The organism is Alteromonas lipotrueae (assembly GCF_019249255.1).
GTDB classification, from domain to species: domain Bacteria; phylum Pseudomonadota; class Gammaproteobacteria; order Enterobacterales; family Alteromonadaceae; genus Alteromonas; species Alteromonas lipotrueae.
The window spans coordinates 42494-61913 of record NZ_JAESDJ010000012.1; the positions used below are offsets into that span (position 1 = coordinate 42494).

General features: G+C 43.5%; 14 protein-coding genes. 5 read left to right on the forward strand and 9 right to left on the reverse strand.

All coding sequences use genetic code 11. The features are described 5' to 3' along the window. Window positions 1-115 precede the first annotated feature (115 nt). Complete coding sequence (locus KYS23_RS15545; protein WP_159529915.1) at window positions 116-532, forward strand: hypothetical protein; 417 nt, start codon at window positions 116-118, stop codon at window positions 530-532. 64 nt (window positions 533-596) lie between these two features. On the opposite strand, the gene KYS23_RS15550 is transcribed toward KYS23_RS15545, so the two are convergent. Continuing rightward, the gene (locus KYS23_RS15550) at window positions 597-1064 is read right to left on the reverse strand and encodes an EVE domain-containing protein (RefSeq protein WP_218419308.1); all 468 of its coding nucleotides are present in this window, start codon (window positions 1062-1064) and stop codon (window positions 597-599) included. A 261-nt stretch (window positions 1065-1325) separates the two neighbouring features. On the opposite strand from KYS23_RS15550, the gene KYS23_RS15555 reads away from it, so the two are divergent. Beyond that, complete coding sequence (locus KYS23_RS15555) at window positions 1326-3608, forward strand: YgiQ family radical SAM protein (RefSeq protein ID WP_159529903.1); 2283 nt, start codon at window positions 1326-1328, stop codon at window positions 3606-3608. A gap of 34 nt (window positions 3609-3642) precedes the next feature. Here KYS23_RS15555 and KYS23_RS15560 read toward each other — a convergent pair whose 3' ends face one another. The 6 genes from KYS23_RS15560 to ahpC form a co-directional block, all read right to left on the reverse strand. Beyond that, window positions 3643-4146, reverse strand: coding sequence for a cupin domain-containing protein (locus KYS23_RS15560; RefSeq protein ID WP_159529901.1), 504 nt, complete (start codon window positions 4144-4146; stop codon window positions 3643-3645). Further along, entirely contained in the window at window positions 4143-5282 is a 1140-nt protein-coding gene (locus KYS23_RS15565) for an SMP-30/gluconolactonase/LRE family protein (RefSeq protein ID WP_218396348.1), read from the reverse strand. Before KYS23_RS15565 ends, KYS23_RS15560 begins: the two co-directional genes overlap by 4 nt. Before the next feature lie 315 nt (window positions 5283-5597). Then, complete coding sequence (locus KYS23_RS15570; RefSeq protein WP_218419311.1) at window positions 5598-7130, reverse strand: PepSY domain-containing protein; 1533 nt, start codon at window positions 7128-7130, stop codon at window positions 5598-5600. Window positions 7131-7138: 8 nt separating this feature from the next. After that, on the reverse strand, window positions 7139-7678 hold the full coding sequence (locus KYS23_RS15575; protein ID WP_232370597.1) for a hypothetical protein: 540 nt from the start codon (window positions 7676-7678) through the stop codon (window positions 7139-7141). 282 nt (window positions 7679-7960) lie between these two features. Then, window positions 7961-9550, reverse strand: a complete 1590-nt coding sequence (gene ahpF / locus KYS23_RS15580) for an alkyl hydroperoxide reductase subunit F (protein ID WP_218419313.1) — start codon at window positions 9548-9550, stop codon at window positions 7961-7963. Between the two features lie 138 nt (window positions 9551-9688). Then, window positions 9689-10252 carry an alkyl hydroperoxide reductase subunit C gene (ahpC, locus tag KYS23_RS15585; RefSeq protein ID WP_013783827.1) on the reverse strand — a complete coding sequence of 188 codons (564 nt, stop codon included), beginning with the start codon at window positions 10250-10252 and terminating at the stop codon, window positions 9689-9691. Between the two features lie 341 nt (window positions 10253-10593). Here ahpC and KYS23_RS15590 point away from each other — a divergent pair, with 341 nt between their 5' ends. Both KYS23_RS15590 and KYS23_RS15595 read left to right on the forward strand, forming a co-directional pair. Further along, window positions 10594-11910, forward strand: a complete 1317-nt coding sequence (locus tag KYS23_RS15590) for a DUF2252 family protein (RefSeq protein ID WP_159529895.1) — start codon at window positions 10594-10596, stop codon at window positions 11908-11910. A gap of 284 nt (window positions 11911-12194) precedes the next feature. Continuing rightward, window positions 12195-14765, forward strand: coding sequence for an ExeM/NucH family extracellular endonuclease (locus KYS23_RS15595; RefSeq protein ID WP_159529893.1), 2571 nt, complete (start codon window positions 12195-12197; stop codon window positions 14763-14765). A 161-nt stretch (window positions 14766-14926) separates the two neighbouring features. Here the strand turns inward: KYS23_RS15595 and KYS23_RS15600 are convergent, their stop codons facing one another. After that, window positions 14927-16615, reverse strand: a complete 1689-nt coding sequence (locus tag KYS23_RS15600) for a response regulator (protein WP_159529891.1) — start codon at window positions 16613-16615, stop codon at window positions 14927-14929. Window positions 16616-16813: 198 nt separating this feature from the next. Continuing rightward, entirely contained in the window at window positions 16814-17485 is a 672-nt protein-coding gene (locus tag KYS23_RS15605) for a 2OG-Fe(II) oxygenase (protein WP_218419315.1), read from the reverse strand. Window positions 17486-17739: 254 nt separating this feature from the next. Here KYS23_RS15605 and KYS23_RS15610 point away from each other — a divergent pair, with 254 nt between their 5' ends. Further along, window positions 17740-19296 carry a carbon-nitrogen hydrolase family protein gene (locus tag KYS23_RS15610; RefSeq protein WP_159529887.1) on the forward strand — a complete coding sequence of 519 codons (1557 nt, stop codon included), beginning with the start codon at window positions 17740-17742 and terminating at the stop codon, window positions 19294-19296. Window positions 19297-19420 lie beyond the last annotated feature (124 nt).

Genomic DNA, 19420 nt, shown 5'->3' on the forward strand with positions numbered 1-19420 from the left:
CCGACATCCGGCTAAAAATATTTCATAAGCATTTTTATTTTTTTCTATGAAAGTTTTTGAAATTTAATATGAAAACGCCCGTTCTTTATCGCTACACAAATAAATAGGAGTTAAAATGCAATCTCAACAAACCACTGATATTTCTAATCGCCTCAGTTGGTCTCTTTTCGCCCTTCGCGTTTCTGTTTTCATTGTTATGTTCGTATGGACATTAGACAAATTCGTTAACCCTGCACATAGCGCAAAGATATTTGAACATTTTTATTCAATTGGTGGCGTACCAGAGACGGCCGTATACATTTTAGGTGCATTTCAATTGGCACTGGTCCTTGCTTTCGTTGCCGGTATTGCAAAGCGTTATTCCTACGGCTTGATATTTTTGCTTCACGGCGGGTCAACCTTGTCGTCATTTCCGCAATACTTAGACGCCTTCAACAACATGTTGTTTTTCGCCGCATGGCCAATGTGGGCGGCGTGTTTTGCCCTTTATTTATTAAGAGATGCAGATACTCGTTTTGCTGTAGGTAAATAGTGCAACGCCAACAACTTACACGCCAATGATATCTTAGATAAATATTTACTTATATATAGCAGGTTTAGTTCATTTTGGCAGTAGTATAAAGCTGCTGCCATTCTGTTGCTTCCACCGGCATTATCGATAACCTCCCCCCCTTTTTTACCAAACCTATTTCTGTAATGTTAGGCATTGCCTTAATGACAGATAGCGGCAATACGCTTTCAAACTTTTCAACAAACTTTACATCTACCCGAAACCACCGCGGATTTTCACGCGACGATTTGGGGTCGTAGTAATTAGATTCGGGGTTAAACTGGGTTTCATCTGGGTATCCGGCTTTAACTACTTCTGCTATCCCGGCAATGCCAACTGTTTTACAACTCGAATGATAGATAAAAACTTGATCACCAACGGCGACCTTGTCACGCAAAAAGTTTCTTGCTTGGTAGTTACGCACCCCGTCCCAAGGTTCAGTTTGGTCAGGCCGTGATAGTAAATCATCAATGCTAAATGCATCAGGTTCTGTCTTAAATAACCAGTAAGCCATATATTTTCTCGTTATTATCCTAATTGATATAGCAATGCAGTATAACAAAGGCGGTGAATTTAACGACAGCGCTATACCTTGGTTGCTGTGTACTGGTATAATAGGCGTTCGGTCTGCAATGTTTATATTCGCTTTAGGCAATTTATATTCGCTCTCGGCTATTTATTCTGGCTCTTGGCAGTTTTATATTTGCGATTAGCAATATGAACTATGATGTACTGACCTACTTAATTCTTTTTTTCTCTGCTATATGTGAATCTTATGCAAGCCACCATTAAGGCCGACCGCGGTCTATTTTCTTATCCTAAATATTGGCCGCACTGCCTTGGTACTGCGCCGTTTCTTCCCATGTCTAAAGAGGAAATGGATGCCCTAGGATGGGACAGCTGTGACGTTATCTTAGTGACTGGTGATGCGTACGTAGATCACCCAAGTTTTGGTATGGCGGTGATTGGCCGTGTACTTGAAGCCCACGGTTTTCGCGTAGGGATTATTTCTCAGCCAGATTGGACGAGTAAAGACGCTTTCATGACCCTTGGTAAGCCGAATTTATACTTCGGTGTTACGGCGGGTAACATGGATTCCATGATAAACCGCTACACGGCAGATAAAAAACTTCGTCACGACGACGCGTATACAGCAGGTAATGTTGGCGGAAAACGCCCAGATCGCGCTGTAACGGTTTACGCACAACGTTGCCGCGAAGCCTTTAAAGGCACGCCTGTTATTGCCGGCGGTATCGAAGCGAGCTTACGCCGTATTGCCCATTACGATTATTGGAGTGAGAAAGTACGTCGTTCTGTATTGTTCGACTCCAAAGCTGACATGTTATTTTTCGGCAATGCCGAGCGCCCATTGGTTGAAGTTACCCACCGCTTAGCGGCAGGTGAAACTATTGATGAAATGCGCGATATTCGCGGCACCGCCATTATCGTAAAAGAAGCACTACCTGAGTGGCAAGGGGTTGATTCAACCTCGTTAGATCGCCCGGGTAAAATTGAACCTATCTCAAGCCCTTATCAAATGGAGCCTGAGTGCGATTCGCAAGATAAAGATAAAACAAACAGCGAAGCCCCTGAAGCTGCACCTGTCGTGATACAGCCTCCGGAACGCAGGAAGCCTTGGGAAAATGTATACGTTAAGCTACCTGCTTACGAAACGGTAAAAGACAATAAAGTTTTATACGCCCATACCTCACGTATTTTGCACCAAGAAACCAACCCAGGTTGTGCACGTGCATTAATGCAGCGCCATGGCGATAGACATATTTGGATAAACCCACCCGCTATGCCTTTGGAAACAGAGGAAATGGATGCGGTATTCGACCTTCCTTATCAGCGTGTGCCACACCCTGTTTATGGCGATGCCACTATACCCGCCTACGATATGATTAAGTTCAGTATCAATATTATGCGCGGGTGTTACGGCGGTTGTACCTTCTGTTCTATTACAGAGCACGAAGGCCGAATTATTCAAAGCCGCTCTGAAGACTCGATAATTCGTGAAATTGAAGAAATTCGCGATACCGTACCTGGGTTTACCGGTGTAATTTCAGACTTAGGTGGACCTACTGCAAACATGTATCGTTTGCGCTGTAAGAGCCCGAAAGCCGAAGCCACGTGTCGTCGCCCATCTTGTGTATATCCGAGTATTTGTGCGCATATGGACACCGACCATAAGCCTACTATCGATTTGTATCGTCGTGCTCGTGAATTACCCGGCGTAAAGAAAGTGCTTATCGCTTCTGGTGTTCGTTACGATTTGGCGGTTGAAGATCCTGAGTACGTAAAAGAGTTGGCTCTGCATCACGTTGGCGGCTATTTGAAAATAGCACCAGAACACACCGAAGACGGCCCGTTATCTAAAATGATGAAGCCGGGCATGGGCAGCTATTACCGTTTTAAAGCGTTATTTGACAAATATTCACAAGAAGCGGGCAAGAAACAATACTTAATTCCGTACTTTATTGCCTCGCACCCAGGTACCACAGACGACGATATGTTGAATTTGGCGATTTGGCTGAAGGAGAATAAGTTTAAGCTTGATCAAGTGCAGAACTTCTATCCTTCACCAATGGCCACAGCAACGACTATGTACCACACCGAAGTAAATTCACTTCGTAAGGTCACAAAAGACAGTGAAGACGTGCCTTCGGCAAAGGGTGAAATACACCGACGCCTGCATAAAGCTATGCTTCGATATCACGACCCTAAAAACTTCGCGCAAATTCGTGAAGCCCTTAAGCGTATGGGCCGTGAAGATTTAATAGGCCGTGGTGCTCAGCACTTGGTACCGCCGGAAACCGCAGATGAGAAACGCAAAAAAGCGGCGAAAGGCAGAAATGGCGAGCGTGGGTTAACTAAACATACTGGCTTGCCGCCAAGTTTTCAACGTAAAGCCCGAGGCAAAAACAATGCAACTGGTCGGGATAACGACGCATCTAACAGAGGTGGAAATAAAGCCGATAACCGAAGCGGCGGCAAAAATAGCGGGCAAAGCATGCCTAGTTCACAGCGAAGAGGAAAATCAACAGCAAAACGCTAGTTTCCCCTAACACTGAATGCTAACGATTGGTTAGTTATTTCTTGTAAGCACTTTTTGTAGGCACAGCAATACCTTTGCTGTGCCACTTAAATACCACAAAGATTAAGTCTACTTCTCCGGTATTTTTCACCCCATGTTCATCCCAAGGGGCAGCGTATAGCATGTCGCCGGTGTTAGCTTTAAACACTTCACCTTCAACGCTCCATTCCCCACTCCCCTGAGTAACCAATAGAAACTCTTCGTCACTATGTTCGTGAGGCGGGTGTATTTCCACACCAGGCTTAATAACAGCCATACCCGCTAATGATTGGCTAGTACCAAAGGTTTCATCATTGTGGTAGCTATAGAATATCCAACCCTCGCCTTCATCAATGGCTGCATTGGCCTGTGGGATCACTTGTGTTTTGAAACTGTCGCCAGAGGTTACTTTGTCGGTGTCATTCTTATTAACCGCAAGAGTATCGGCCGCACAAGCAATAAAGAAACTGCCTAAAACAGATAAAATAACAGTTAGCACTTTAGGTAAATTTCGCTTCATTCATCCTCTCCCTTTGGTAAATTTGCTTTTTCAACCACCGCCACATATGAGGCAGTTAAACTGCTAATGTATAGCATATCTGCCGTTTCTAACACCCCTGTTGTTAGCGGATAATTTCCACTTGGGTCTTGTAAGTCACTTGTCACCTTGCCTTGTTCATTTAATTTTATTACATGGCTGTAGGCTTTTGCTTTTGGGCGCAATGATGCAGGCAACCGCTGTACCACTTTACGCAAAAAGGGGGTGTTTGATAAATCGTCTAACGAGGCGGAACGGGGTGAAGCAAACCCTATCCAATAACCGCCATCTGGCGCTGTGGCAATATTATCGGGAAAGCCAGGTAAGTTATCGATGAACACATCCACCAAACCTGTTTTAGGCCCAGCAATAAAGTAACGTAACACACGGTAACTGCCTGTTTCGTTCACTAAGACATATTGTTGGTTTTCGCTGATGGCGACGCCATTAGCAAAGATTAACCCATCCATTAATACAGACGTAACTTGGGTAGTTGGATTGTACGCTAGCAATCTGCCATTACCTTTGTGCTCTAAAATTTCTAACAAGCTGCCGCTTAGGGTTCCGCCATAGGCTTTTGCACTAAATTTAGTGGTGGCGTCAGAAAAATATATCATGCCATTTTCTGCTACATCTACATCATCGGCATACACAATGCGCGTGTCATCAACGGTGTCTGCTAGCAAGGAAATATCACCTGATGGCGAAACAGAAAGTAACCCTAGGTAGGCATCTGCCACTATGAGATTATCATTGGCATCGAACTCTAAGCCTAGCGGCCGCCCGCCCGTGTTTATCCAAGGTGTAAAGTGCGTATCGTTAGGGGCTAATAGCATGATGGTGCCAGAATGCGTGGCCGTGGCAATGGCGCCATCACTTCGCAGTGCAAAATCTTCGGGGCCGTATTCACTTTTTATTGGGTTTGTTTCTTTATTACTAAGGGCTGTTGGCTCGCTTAAGGCTATAGCATGGGCGAAGGATAGCTTATCGTTGGCTTGATGCACGCCGCTATACCCTTTGTCTTGTGGGGCACTCCATGCTTCGGGCTCAACTGGCACAGGCCAAAATGCTAAATACCCCATCACGGCCAGCAAACCACTTATGATTAATATTCGCATTCACTACCCTTATTAAGTCCATCAAAGAATGTAGATGGCTAGCAATAGCATGTTCTTACCCGAGGGTTAAATTTAGATTGGTGATTATTCAATATGTCCAACGGCTATAAGTAGCATACACTCAGCACAACGATGGCCAAAAGGGATGCGAATGCATTATTAATACATGAACAGCAACTTGCCAGATGAAGGTTTAAATTTAGACTCAGATAATAAGACATAAAAAGCGCGGCTTTCACATTTAGTTAGTTAAACGAAGTAAAAGCCACGCTGTATTAGTTCACATTATCAATACGCTCGTGTTTGTTAAGCGCTTTAAGCCATTGGCGATTGCGGTTCCGTCGATACTGATGTGCTCTTGTTGCCATTGCCATTGCCATTGCCATTGCCATCAATATTTTGCGTTGTTGTTTGATCTTCTTTTTTAAAATTCGACAAAAGAGTTTCACGCTTAAGCAGCGTATTACCACGCCATATACTCCACACCACATACACGAACATTGGCAAGTTCAATTGCAACGATGCCACCGATAGTGAATGTTCCCCGTTCACAGCGCTATAAATAAGTAAAAGCATTAACACACTGATACCTGAAATTATCAGCCACACTGGTTTGGTAAGCCGCTTTACCGCAACCGTAAGTGCCACATTTAAAACCATTACTCCCCAGAATACTGCAATTAACGAACCCGCAAAGAATATATCTGCTATTGCCGTGAATGCCAATGCACTCACGCTGCCCCACACCGTGCAATACCATAAACGCGTGGCCAACACAGGATGGGCTTTTTTAGACAACCACACTTCCATACCCGATACGCACAGCATGGTTAGCATGATACCCAAAACAAAATACAGCACCTTACTTGGTACTCCGGCAAAGTCACCAAAGTGGAGGCGATAAACAGCCCATAACAATTGCTTACCCCAGACGCCATCGTCATAGCCTGCGGTACCTAAATAATTACCTGCGGTATCAAATCGGTAGGCTTCACCGTATATCATTCGCCCCGGTACTTGTGCATAAATTTCAATAAACTGCTCAGGTTTGTTTACCTCATGAACAGTCACAAATATAAGCGGGTTTTCTGGCGCAATGGTTTCCATTTGCGCGATGGCTTTACCTATCGCAGGTTTACCTTCTTGCGCCTCTATAACTGGATCGGGCGTAAATACTTGGTTTATTACCGCATCCCTATCACCGCCATAATTAAGTTGTGCCACCAACACCAGTACGATACCAGCCAACCCAAAGTAAGCACCCGTCACACCAATAATCAAATGAAATGGTGCAGCCCAAAGGCCAAAGCGATTGTGTAAATCAATTTGATTTTGCTGACCATTGCCGCCGCGCCGAAATTTAAACGCGTCTCTTGCTAAACGTTTATGCGCAATGATACCCGTTACAATGAGTGTACAAATAATCGCACCTAAGGCACTGACTAATATCATGCCCCAGCTATGGGGTAGATTGAGATATAAATGTAAGTCCACCAACATTTGAGTGAAAGGCACGCTTTCCTTCTCAAGCAAATTTCCCTGTGCATCAGCGAAATAAGCAGCATGATCGTTTTCTACCACTAACCGTGGTATCCCTGATGTAGGAAGCACCACAAATAGATGATCCGTTTCTTCGGGATGTTTAGCTAAAAAGCGGTCCATCGCCTTTTCTACTGCCCCATCCTCGACGGATTCAAACTCGGGAATATGCGGTTGTTCCCAGCGTTCAAATTCTAAATGGAATACAGCAATAGTGCCTGACAAGCACACTAAAAAGAGCAATACACTTAAAAATACGCCTACCCAACTGTGTGCATTTAGCGCTGACTGTTTTGTTGCTTTTTTCATTTTTATTCCTAAATTGGCATTGCCATCAGTATTGCTAAACTTACTGCTGTTGCTACAAGGTAGCCGCCAACCGTTTTAATTTTCTTAGATGTTGCTAGGTAGTGGTAGACCGCAAGCCCCCAAATAATGGGCGATATCACCATACAAATTGCCAGTTGACCGGCTATTTCAAGGGGAAGTAATGCACTAAGTGCTAAGGAAGCCACCACACTAAATATCAGCATTAACATCAACACAATGATGGAATGAAGAATATGCTGTATTGAAGTACTAACGGAAAGATCGAGTTTTCTAGGTTCAGGCCGTTGTTGCGTTGCGGGGGCAGCACTCTGATTCGCCGCGATAAATGGCCATACTAACAATCCGGGTAAGCAAAGTGCGTACACTACACCAAACTCCCACCCAACCGACATTGACCACGCAATGGACGACATTAACCAAATAGCAACCCCGATATAGAGCATCGGTGAGGTTTGGCGTTGCCAACTTTTATAGACAGCCGCCATAGACACAACTGAGAGGCCGCTTGCGGCAAATAACATGAACATAACTTACCTTCGAATACGAATAATGAATGCCGAATAGTTGAACGCTTAAGTAGGATAAAATAATGCACAGCAACGCCTTTTCTACATTACCCTACCGACTCATTTATCGCGCTTTTTCATCGACTGATTTTTATGTATAAATTACCAAATATCGCCAAGCAATGAAAACAATAATTATTCTTATTTAGTATTTTTTTAGCTATCCTCATGGGTTACATACAAAAAGGCCGACTTACAGCAGTAAGTCGGCCTTTAATAGTAAAGTCGTTGCGTAAAAACGTTTTACGCAGCTTGTGTTTCTTCTTCCATTTCAATAACTTCATGGCTTAACAAGTATTCAAATGCGGCAAGTGAAGCTTTTGCACCCTCGCCCATTGAAATAACGATTTGCTTATAAGGAACCGTTGTTACGTCACCCGCCGCAAAGATGCCTGGCGCTGAAGTATTGCATTTGGTATCAATCACAATTTCGCCATATTTGCTCATATCTACGACACCTTCCATGAATTGGCTATTTGGCACTAGGCCAATTTGTACAAATACGCCCGAAAGCTCAAGGGTATGTAACTCATTGGTATTGCGATCTTGATACTCAATTGCGTTAACTTTGCCATTCTCAGCCTTAATCTGATGGGTAGCTGCGTTTCTGATAATCGTGATATTTTCGCGTTTTTCAGCTTGGTCAATCAGTACTTGGTCAGCCTTAAGTTCTGGCATAAATTCAAATACCGTTACCGATTTAACAATACCCGCTAAATCAAGCGCCGCTTCAATACCCGAGTTACCACCACCAATGACTGCAACGTCTTTACCTTTAAAGAAAGGACCATCGCAGTGTGGGCAGTACGCCACGCCATTACCTACGTTTTCTTTCTCACCTGGAACACCAAGTTCTCTCCAACGTGCGCCAGTAGCAACAACAATTGAACGAGTGCGAATTTGTTCGCCAGACGATAACGTAATAGTTTTAACGTTACCTTGTGCTACAGAATCAACACGAACGTGCTCTTTAAGCGTGATATCGTAATCGTTCATGTGTTCCATTAAGTTACCTACTAGCTCAGGGCCAGTAGTTTTAGATACCGAGATAAGGTTCTCAATACCCATTGTATCTTTCACTTGACCACCGAAACGATCGGCAACCACAGTCACTTTTAAACCTTTACGTGCGCTGTATATCGCTGATGCCACGCCCGCTGGACCACCACCGATTACGGTAACGTCTTGTAGCGGTAACGACTCACCTTTGTTCGCATCTTTCAGCGACGGGTCACGTTCGATAAGTTTATCGATAAGAACCGATGCATCTACCTTACCATTAGCGAATAGCTCACCATTAAGGTAAACGCTTGGAACGCCTTGAATATCACGTTCTGCTACTACGTTTTGATATAATCCACCGTCAATCATTTCAGACGTAATGTTTGGATTAAGTAGTGCAAATTGGTTAAGCGCCTGAACGACTTCTGGGCAGTTATGGCAGCTTAAGCTGATAAATACTTCGAAGTTAAGTTCTTCTTTAACGCCTTTAACAATCGCTTTTACGCTGTCATCAATTTTAAGCTCGGTACCTGATGCGTGAAGCATACCTAAGATAAGCGAGTTAAATTCGTGACCGCCAGGAATACCAGAAAAGCGAATACCTGTATCTTCACCATCAGCTTCTAGTAAAAAACTGATAGAGCTGCGTAATACACCGTTAGTGTCACGCTCTTCAAGGCTTAGTTTGTCACTTACACCAGCAATGTCGGACAGAAACGACACAAGCTCTTCACGCTTGCTGTGTTCACCGGTCTGTACGACGAAGGTTACGTTTTTCTGCATTGACTCAGCATAGCCTTTCAACGCTTGTAAAATTTCTTTAGTTAACACGGTAGTCTGCCTTATTTTCGACACGCCGATCCCTGCCAACCATTTTTCAGGCTAACAACATAAGCAGGAATTGGAAATTAATTTGATAGGGAGTGGAGACCCACTCCCATTACTTACTTATAAGCGCTAAGCGGTTGCTTAGATTTTGCCTACTAAGTCAAGAGAAGGAGCTAGTGTAGCTTCGCCTTCTTTCCATTTAGCTGGGCAAACTTCGCCTGGGTGAGAAGCAACGTACTGAGCAGCTTTGATTTTGCGAACTAGGTCGTCTGCATCACGGCCGATACCTTCAGAAGTGATTTCCATCGCTTGAACGATGCCTTCTGGGTCAACAACAAATGTTGCACGGTCAGCAAGACCCATAGTTTCACGCATACAATCGAAGTTGCGAGTGATTTCACCAGTAGGGTCGCCAATCATTGCAAACTTGATTTTGTTGATAGTGTCAGACGAATCGTGCCACGCTTTGTGAGTAAAATGAGTGTCAGTTGATACTGAGAATACTTCTACGCCACGAGACTGAAGCTCTTCGTACTTATCAGCAATGTCGCCAAGTTCAGTTGGACATACAAATGTGAAATCTGCTGGATAGAAAACAAATACTGCCCACTTACCGCTGATATCTTCGCTGCTTACTTCGATGAATTCGCCGTCTTTAAATGCTTGTGCTTTGAACGGTTTGATAGCAGTGTTAATTAATGCCATGTTTACTTTCTCCATTTAGTGAGTGTTGTTTTGTACTTACGACACTTGGTCTATAAATACAACAGTACGAAAAATTACAAAGCCCATTTTGTTTTCAGCGCTTTGCTGTTTTGCAAAATCGACTTCGTTGAAACTGGTGATAAGAATAGCGCGGATTTTTTAAAAAAACTAATTGGTATTTTTGAATGTTTCAATCAAGTTTACCAATCAATAATATTAAATAACCGCAAAAATCCCGAACGAGCGAAATTTCTCACATTCCACCTCCCCACGCAAGCCTCGCATTCAAAAACCAATAAAGGTAATGTTAACGCCATCATTGTTACAACGGCATTGCAGTTATGGATCGCGCGAAATTTCTTAATCAAGAAATTGCCAGAATTGATGGCACCTTACCTTCTCCTCACTTAGCTAAACATTTGAAAATGGCCCAAAGCCCCTTCGTGTTTTACCGCGGTAGCGCACAATTATTTTATGCGGATTTAGCGAATCACCATTTACCAGTACCAGACGCTTGTTTTTCGATGTCACTGACCAGTGTTATGGGTGATTGCCACACGTCTAACTTTGGCTTTATTACTGAGGAAGGCTCACACGGCGATACCGTTATTTTTACGCCGAACGATTTTGACGATGCCTGTGTTGGCTATGCACATTGGGATATTCTTCGCTATCTTACTTCACTGTCTCTCGTAGAAGCCCATTGCAAAGGTATTTCTGAAGGCCGCTTTTTGATAGACATGCCAGACCCGCTAAAACCTGCGGTAGACCGCCATCAGGTTAAACATGCTCAATCCCTTTTCATTCAAGAGTACGTGGCAACATGCCAGCGCGTAACTGAAAAGGCGACCGTTATTAATGAAGCTATGGAGCAAGAGCCCGATGGCAAATTGAAAAAATTCTATCGCAAAGCATTGGAGCGCTCTTCTTGTGGTGAAAAGTTCGAATCTAAAAGTGCGTTAGCAAAAGCGGTACATTTAACGCAGGATGGACTTAAATTTAAGCACATCACCGATAAATACACGCCGTTGAGCCCAACGGAACATCAGCAGGTCTTAGCGGCATTCGCACCTTATATGGATGATGACATTGTCGATATCACCAGCAGAGAAAATGCCGGAACTGGTTCGGTAAATATGCGCCGCTTTTATTTTTTAGTTGGCCCCAAAAAACCGCATAACGCTGAAAGTTTTCGTTATTGCCATATTGTTGAGGTGAAACAACAGCGCAAAGCCGCGCCCTTATTCTACTTCGATAATGTGTGCCCGGTGAATAAATTGAACCCTGCTCATTTAACCGCCCGCAGCCAACGACGAATGCAACGCCGCCCAGACCTATTGTTAGATGAGGTTATATGGGACAATGCACACTGGTTAATTCGCTCTCGTCACCACGCTAAAGTGGGGCTAGATCCTCATGATATTGGTATGGGAAATAAAGCGCTAAACGGTGACTTTGGATACTTTGCTAAACTCTGCGGTTACACCCTTGCCTTAGCGCATTGCCGAGGTGATAGGCGAAGTACACGCTTTGCCAAAAGTGCGGTAAAGGCGTTAACCGACGACACCAATAACGCTCTAATTACTAATGCTAATCACTATGCAAGGCAGGTTATCGATGACCACAACTGGTTTTGCGATACGCTAAAACACAGTTAACGCAGGGGTTTATCGTTTGACGACAACCAGAGCGCGCTGAAAACTATTTAGTCTTTGTAGTGTTATTTATCGACGCCGAATTGCCATTTATGACGAGCCAATGTCATAAATAACTTTATTTATATGAGTTAACCCATTGATTATTATATTTTAATTAAAAATAAACTTGAATAACGTTAAGTCATTCCTGCGTTGGCATTATCGTTATAGGCTAGGTCTAGCAATAACAAAGAGGGTCTGCTTTGACAGACCTAATAATAAAAGACCTAAGAGGGAAACAACCAGTGAAAACTCCATTGTCACTTATAACAGCAGGTATTCTTACTGCATTTTCGGCCAATGCCAGCGACTTAGTTATCAGCGGTGTTGTCGATGCATCACTCACCGGCGGCGTTCCTAAAGCTGTTGAGCTTTACGTTGTAAACGATATTGCCGACTTATCAGTATACGGGCTTGGCTCAGCCAATAATGGCGGCGGTACTGATGGTGTAGAATTTACGTTTCCAGCAGATAGTGCCTCAGCGGGTAGCTATATTTATGTAGCATCTGAAATTGATGGTTTTACGGAATTTTTCGGTTATGCACCAGACTATGATTCATCCGCCATGGGAATTAATGGCGATGATGCGGTAGAGCTTTTCGAAAACGACGCGGTTATCGATACTTTCGGTGACATTAATGTTGACGGGAATGGCACAGCTTGGGAATACCTAGACGGCTGGGCTTACCGAAAAGATGGTTCAGTCGCTAATGGCGGTACGTTCTCATCTGACAACTGGACTTACAGCGGCGTGGACGCATTAGATGATGCAGCAACCAATGCTGCTGCAGCGACCCCCTTCCCTGTTGCTACTTTTAGTACTGAAGGCGGCGGTGATGATGAAGTTCCACCAGAAGAGCCTGTCATTGAGCTAGGTGTTTGTGCTGACGCAGCAACCCTTATTAGTACCATTCAAGGGAGCGGCGATGCTTCAGAAGAAGTTGGTAACAGCCATATTGTTGAAGCCATTGTTACGGGCATGGGTGCAGGCGGTTTCTTCTTACAAGAAGAAACAGCAGATAGTGATGGTGATGATGCCACTTCTGAAGGTATTTTCGTTAATGGTAGCACTACCGTTGCGGTAGGTAACGTTGCTCGCCTATATGGTGAAGTTGTTGAAAATTACGGCATGACTACGCTGAACCTAGACAGCGATGTAACTGCACTTGATTGTGGCGCAAGCGATGACGTATTGATGACAACTATCGATATGCCTTACGATTATTCTCTTGAGCCATTTGAAGGCATGCTAGCTTCTGTTGTTGATGCTACGGTAACTAGCACAAACGATTTGTGGCGTTACGGCGAAATTCAAGTAAGTGACAGCGTTAAACGCCAGCCTAGCGACGTAGCAGCACCACTTTCAGACGCATACGTTGAAGCAGTTGCAGCCTCAGAAGCCAGCTTACTTAAGATTGAAGATAACAGCAGTTCTAGTTACCCAGACACCGTTAACTACTTCCCTACCTTTAGCTACGCAAATGCTATTCGTATTGGTGATACTGTGTCTGCAAGCGGCCCGCTAAACTATAGCTTCGGTGCGTTTAGAATTAACCCTACCGATGTGATAACAGTAACCTCTACTCGCGAAGCGAACCCGGTAGTAACTGAAGGTAACTTATCGATTGCTACCTTCAACGTATTGAACTACTTCAATGGCGAAGTAGATGCTAACGGCGATGTAACTTTCGATTTCGATGCAAACCGTGGTGCAGAAGACGAAACTGAATTTGCATTACAAGAAGCCCGTATCGTTGAAGCCATTGTTGGCTTAAACGCTGACGTTGTTGGCTTAATGGAAATTGAAAACGACGGCTTTGGCGATGACAGTGCTATTGTCAGCCTAGTGGCTGCGGTAAACGCTGAACTTGCCGATACCGAACAGTACTCATTTATCAGCACAGCTGATAGCACAGAAATTGGTACCGATGCTATTACCGTTGGTTTGTTATACCGCGCTTCTATTGTAACGCCTGAAGGTGATGCACAAGTAGTAGATATGCCAATTCAGCAAATTGATGAAGACAGTGTGGCACAAATGCGCCCTTCTTTAATTCAATCGTTTGCGCACCTTGAAAGCGGTAAAACCTTTGCTGTTGCCGTTAACCACTTTAAATCGAAAGGTTCACAGTGTGGTGAAGATATTGCTGAAGAAGTGAGTGAAACTGATGCTATTCAAGGTAGCTGTAATGCACTACGTGTATCTGCTGCTATTACCCTTGGTGAAGCATTAAGTGATGAGAGCTTACCTGAGCGTATTCTAGTGTTAGGTGACTTGAACTCATACAGCGCTGAAGATCCTGTTGCTGTTCTTACCGACTACACCGCTGAAACCCAAGGCTACACGGTAATGACCGCAGCAAATACAGGTATGGACGATGGTGCCTCTGTAGAAGTAACCGCTAATTATGGTTACGTAAATCTTGCAGAAGAGTTTGATGCAGAAGGTTACTCTTACTGGTTCTACGGTACAGAGCAAGTAGGTAGCTTAGACCATGTGCTAGCAAGTGAAACCATGCTTGCTGATGCGGTAGATGGTGCACATTGGAGTATTAACTCTCCTGAAGTTTACCAATTCCAGTATGATCAAGCGCTGACCTATTACGCTGATGAAGACGGCTATGCATTTACTGATGTAGGTCCATTCCGTAGCTCAGATCACGACCCGTTCATTGCAACCTTCAACTTAGAAGCAGAATTACCAGATGAAGGTGACGATGTAGTTGAAGTTGATAACGATTCTGGTGGTTCTATGGGCTTCATTTTAGCACTAATGGCGGGTGTGCTAACCTTTCGCCGCCGTTCAGCTAAGTAAATTCATCAAAAATAACCCCGTAAATAAATGCTGGCGGTTTAAAACTAAAAAAGGGATGGTTTAAAAACCATCCCTTTTTTATATCTGCTTTATATCCGAGTATTATTTAGTTTATGCAGGCATAACTATACGGAGCAAGCCTCACTGTCCAATGTATTCATTTATGCTGTAGGGTGACCAAGAACGCCCAAGGCTTCCTTATCGTGAGGCGCTTCTACCTCAAGCCCTAACTTATCAATATACTGATCGCGCTTGTCTGCTTGTGAAGCTGATAACTTTTCGTTAGTTAACATGCGTGCTGCCAGTGTGACCACTTCCAATTGCTCATCACTTAAGGGTTGGGTACTGTGCAATTGAAGCAATACCTTCATTAAGCTCAATGCAATTTGTTTATCTTTTGGCGAAATGGTGAGTGCTTGGCGCAAATTATTGTAAGCAGGTTGCAACCGGTTCTCTTTATAATGCACCGTAGCCATATTCTTCAGTTCTTTAGTCGTGAATTGTATCTCTGTGCGTTCAATAGACTCTTGTTTTAGATATTCATCGACGACTTGCGAGGAAAAAGTATCACCTTCAATTTGCGTTTTAAGCTTCTCCAGTATGCTGATGCACTGCTCACGCATGCCTAGTTCATGAAAGGCTTTCATTTTGTCTAGGTTATCTTCCATCGATTGCCCAGTGGTGCGAACTGAACTGGCGTTCATGATTTCTTCGGCCGACTTCTTTTGATTTCGAAGACACAACATACGCGCTTTAATTACGTCAATTTGATCGCCAAGTTGGATTTGAACCCCTTTTTGCTGACTGAACTCTTCTAAGTCATTTTGTGCACGCTGTATGTATCTATCACCTTCCCCAGCACCAAGGCTGGTGGCTAAATCGATAGTAGAACGAATTACATTTAAAGAAAGTTCCGGTGAGTCATGAATAGAATTCTTGGCAAACTTCGCCATATTTTGAACCGCAGACAACTGACCTACTTTGTCGTGGTTGAGCCTTGCCAAATCCCACAATCGCTTATTGCGTTCAATATTACGAGGCGCTAACTTACTCGCTTCTTTCATTTGTTCGTAAGCTAACTCAAATTGTTCTTTTTCAATAAAGTACTGTGCCAACAGGTCATAGGTTAAAAAACGGGTATCTCGACGAAGTAATAAATCTTCAACCATTGATTGCGCTTCTTCCAACTCATCCTGTCGTAACAACGAACGGGCTAAACCAATATGTACCCACGCATGATCCATGGTTTGCAGTAATTCACGGTAATAATTTTCAGACGTTTCATAATCACGCAGTTGCAGCAAACACTCGCCAATAAGGCGCCTAATTCTGGGGTGATAGTCTAACAGTGACACGTCTTTTAATTGACGTTCGGCATAGTACATCGCAGTAGAATAGTCGCCAATCTTCATACAATGGAGCATTTTATGAAGCTTATAGCGTATCTGAAGTAAGTAATTTAAACGAGACTCTATACTGCTTGGCGTTAATGGTTTTACCCAGAAATCATCGGGCTGCAACTCAACAATGCAATTGACCAATTCAGGCGAGGTTTCGGCACTCAAAAAGATAACCGTGGTGGTATCATTGATATGATTTAAGTGCTTAAGCTCTTCGAATAAATGAAAGCCGTCTTTATCATGACTAACATTGAATGCAAGCAGCACGAAATCAAAACGCTTTTCTTCACACAAACGAATAGCGTGAAAGGCATTAAATGCACTCACTACATGTTTGATACCAATAGCATGCAACGCAGAGGCTACTACATCGTGCACTAAACCCTGGTTGTCGATGACCAGAACGCGCAAATCCTCTTTAGAGGTGGGGGCAGGAATTTTTTCCAACATTCAACTAATCACTTTTTTCTTGTCCCTGAGACTTACCGTAGTTACCGCATCTGTTAAATGGAGGGTTTAACTATCTACGATATTATAAGTCAATAACCTACTGTTGGGGTGTAACAGTAACCGCATCACTTGGGAATTATACTTTTGACTTATATTCTCGATACTAGCATTAGAAGCAAGGGTTTAGCTATAGGTGAATTACTTTGGTGGATCAATATTTTCATTAATGCTGGTATTCAACCTAAACCACCCCGCAACGGAGTGTCTCTCACGTTTTGCGGTGAGTACCTCGTGCGGGAATAGATCACTAAGAAAAATCGCAATAGTGCCTTTTTCAGGTAACACCCTAACCCCAATGTCATCCTGCTCACTAGTATATAGTACTAACTCACCACCGTCGGTAGTTTGCCAATCTTCATTTAGATAAGTCACCACCGATAACATTCTATTGCTTTGACCTTTGAAAGCATCTAGATGACGTTTGTAAAAATTACCGGGAGCATAACAAGCAAAATGGCTCTCGAATGAAAATAACCCCATGAACAAATGGCGATTAATGTACAGCCTTAAAGCCTCACACCATTCTAGCCACAATTGGCCTTCTGACGAGGTACCGTCTATCCAGCATATTTCGTCGCTTCTGACTTTTTCTAGGTGTTGAAATTGTTCAGCCCGACCAATTCCGGCGCGCCGATATGCTTGCTTAGACAATGTATCTTGACAAGCGACCAGTGTATCTATAACAAATTCAGGTACGCCTAACGGCCTAATACTAAAGCCCTTTTCGAGTAAATCGCTCACGATACTACTGAAATAATCTTCATCAAAAACATAAAGAGGTGAAGGTAAATCTAACGAAAAACGTTCCATGATTGATTCTGGCTTGGCGCAGCAGTGGCGCGCGTAAACGGATGCGGGTTTATACGCCTAAGTGACCGGTGCAGCAAGCGATAAATGCACAGTTTACGAACAATTGTGAAAGACCCAATCCCTCTAGTTGTAAAGCATTGGTTTTAATGGGAATAAAACTTGCTTCAAAAGCTTGGTCAAACAAGAATTAATACCGTTAGCCCCACGGAAATAATTATGCTCAAATATGAAAAACAAACACTGGTGGTAAAGGCATGAGTCAGGATCAAACAGTCATTGAAGAAACCGAACATCATCTAGCGCTACGTAACTTGCGCTTAGACGATTACAACGACGTTAAATCATTAATGGACAACGTGTATGCAAACGTTGGGGGGGCTTGGCCTTATAACAACTTCAAGGCGCAAGTAACCACATTCCCTGAAGGTCAAATTTGTATTGAAGACAAAGGCAAGGTGGTGGCCTTTGCTATCTCTGTCATTGTGGATTACGACCAATTCGGCGACAAACACAGTTACGATGAAATTACTGGCGATGCCTATCTTACTACCCACGATCCAAACGGTGATGTGTTGTATGGCGTTGAAGTCATCGTTTGTCCCGACTATCGAGGGCTAAGACTAGGTCGACGGTTGTACGAAGCGCGCAAAGAGTTATGTAGAAACCTGAACTTGAAGTCAATTATGGCTGGCGGGCGTATTCCTACTTATAAGAATTACGCAAAAGAACTGTCACCCTATGAATACATTGAACAGGTAAAATCTAAAGACATATACGATCCTATCCTTACTTTTCAGCTGTCTAATGGTTTTGAGGTAAAACAGGTTCTCAGTGCCTATTTGCCCGAGGACGAAGCGTCCAAAGGCTATGCAACGTTACTGCAATGGCACAATATCTATTATGAGCCGAATAATCCGTCACTTATTACTGGCCGTAAATCGAGCGCGCGTATCGGTTGTATTCAGTGGCAAATGCGTTACTTCAATAATGTGGAAGAACTCCTTCAACAAGTTGAATATTTCGTAGACGCGTTATCGGATTATTCCTGCGATGTGGCATTGTTTCCTGAGTTTTTCAACGCGCCATTAATGGGGCTAAGTCCGTCTGATACTTCGATAGATGCAATATGGCACTTGGCCACTTATACCGACGAGATTCTTACCTCCATTTCGCATCTTGCTGTGTCTTACAACATCACTATTATTGCTGGCTCCATGCCAGTGGTAGAAGAAGACGAACTGTATAACGTGAGTTATATCTGTAAGCGCGATGGCACTATAGAGAGTCAGTACAAATTACACCTTACCCCACACGAGAAGAAAGATTGGATAATGAAAGGCGGCAATAGCCTTAAAGTATTCGATACCGATTTCGGAAAAATCGGAGTACTGATATGTTACGACGTGGAATTTCCTGAACTTGCGCGGTTACTGTCTGAACAAGAGATGCAAATTCTGTTCGTTCCTTTTTGGACAGATACTAAGAACGGCTATTTACGCGTTAGACGTTGTGCACAAGCCCGCGCGATTGAAAACGAATGTTATGTGGCCATAGCTGGCAGCGTGGGTAACTTACCCAAAGTAGACAACGTTGATATTCAATACGGTCAAACTGCGGTATTTTCACCTAGCGATTTTGCATTCCCCCATGATGCTATTGTGTCTGAAACTACCCCAAACACTGAAATGACGCTAATCGTGGACCTAGATTTAGATAAACTCACTAAGCTTCAAAATGAGGGCTCCGTGAGGAATTATCTAGATCGCCGCCGCGATTTGTATCGTGTAGAATGGTTTGATAATGATACATAATCGCCATTGGTATTTATAATTAATTCAATATAATATCGATGTTATTGTGCGCGATTAATTATATTTTCGGTTGCTGCGCCTACAACGAGGTAGGTTGCAGTTAACCCAATGCTTAAACGAGATA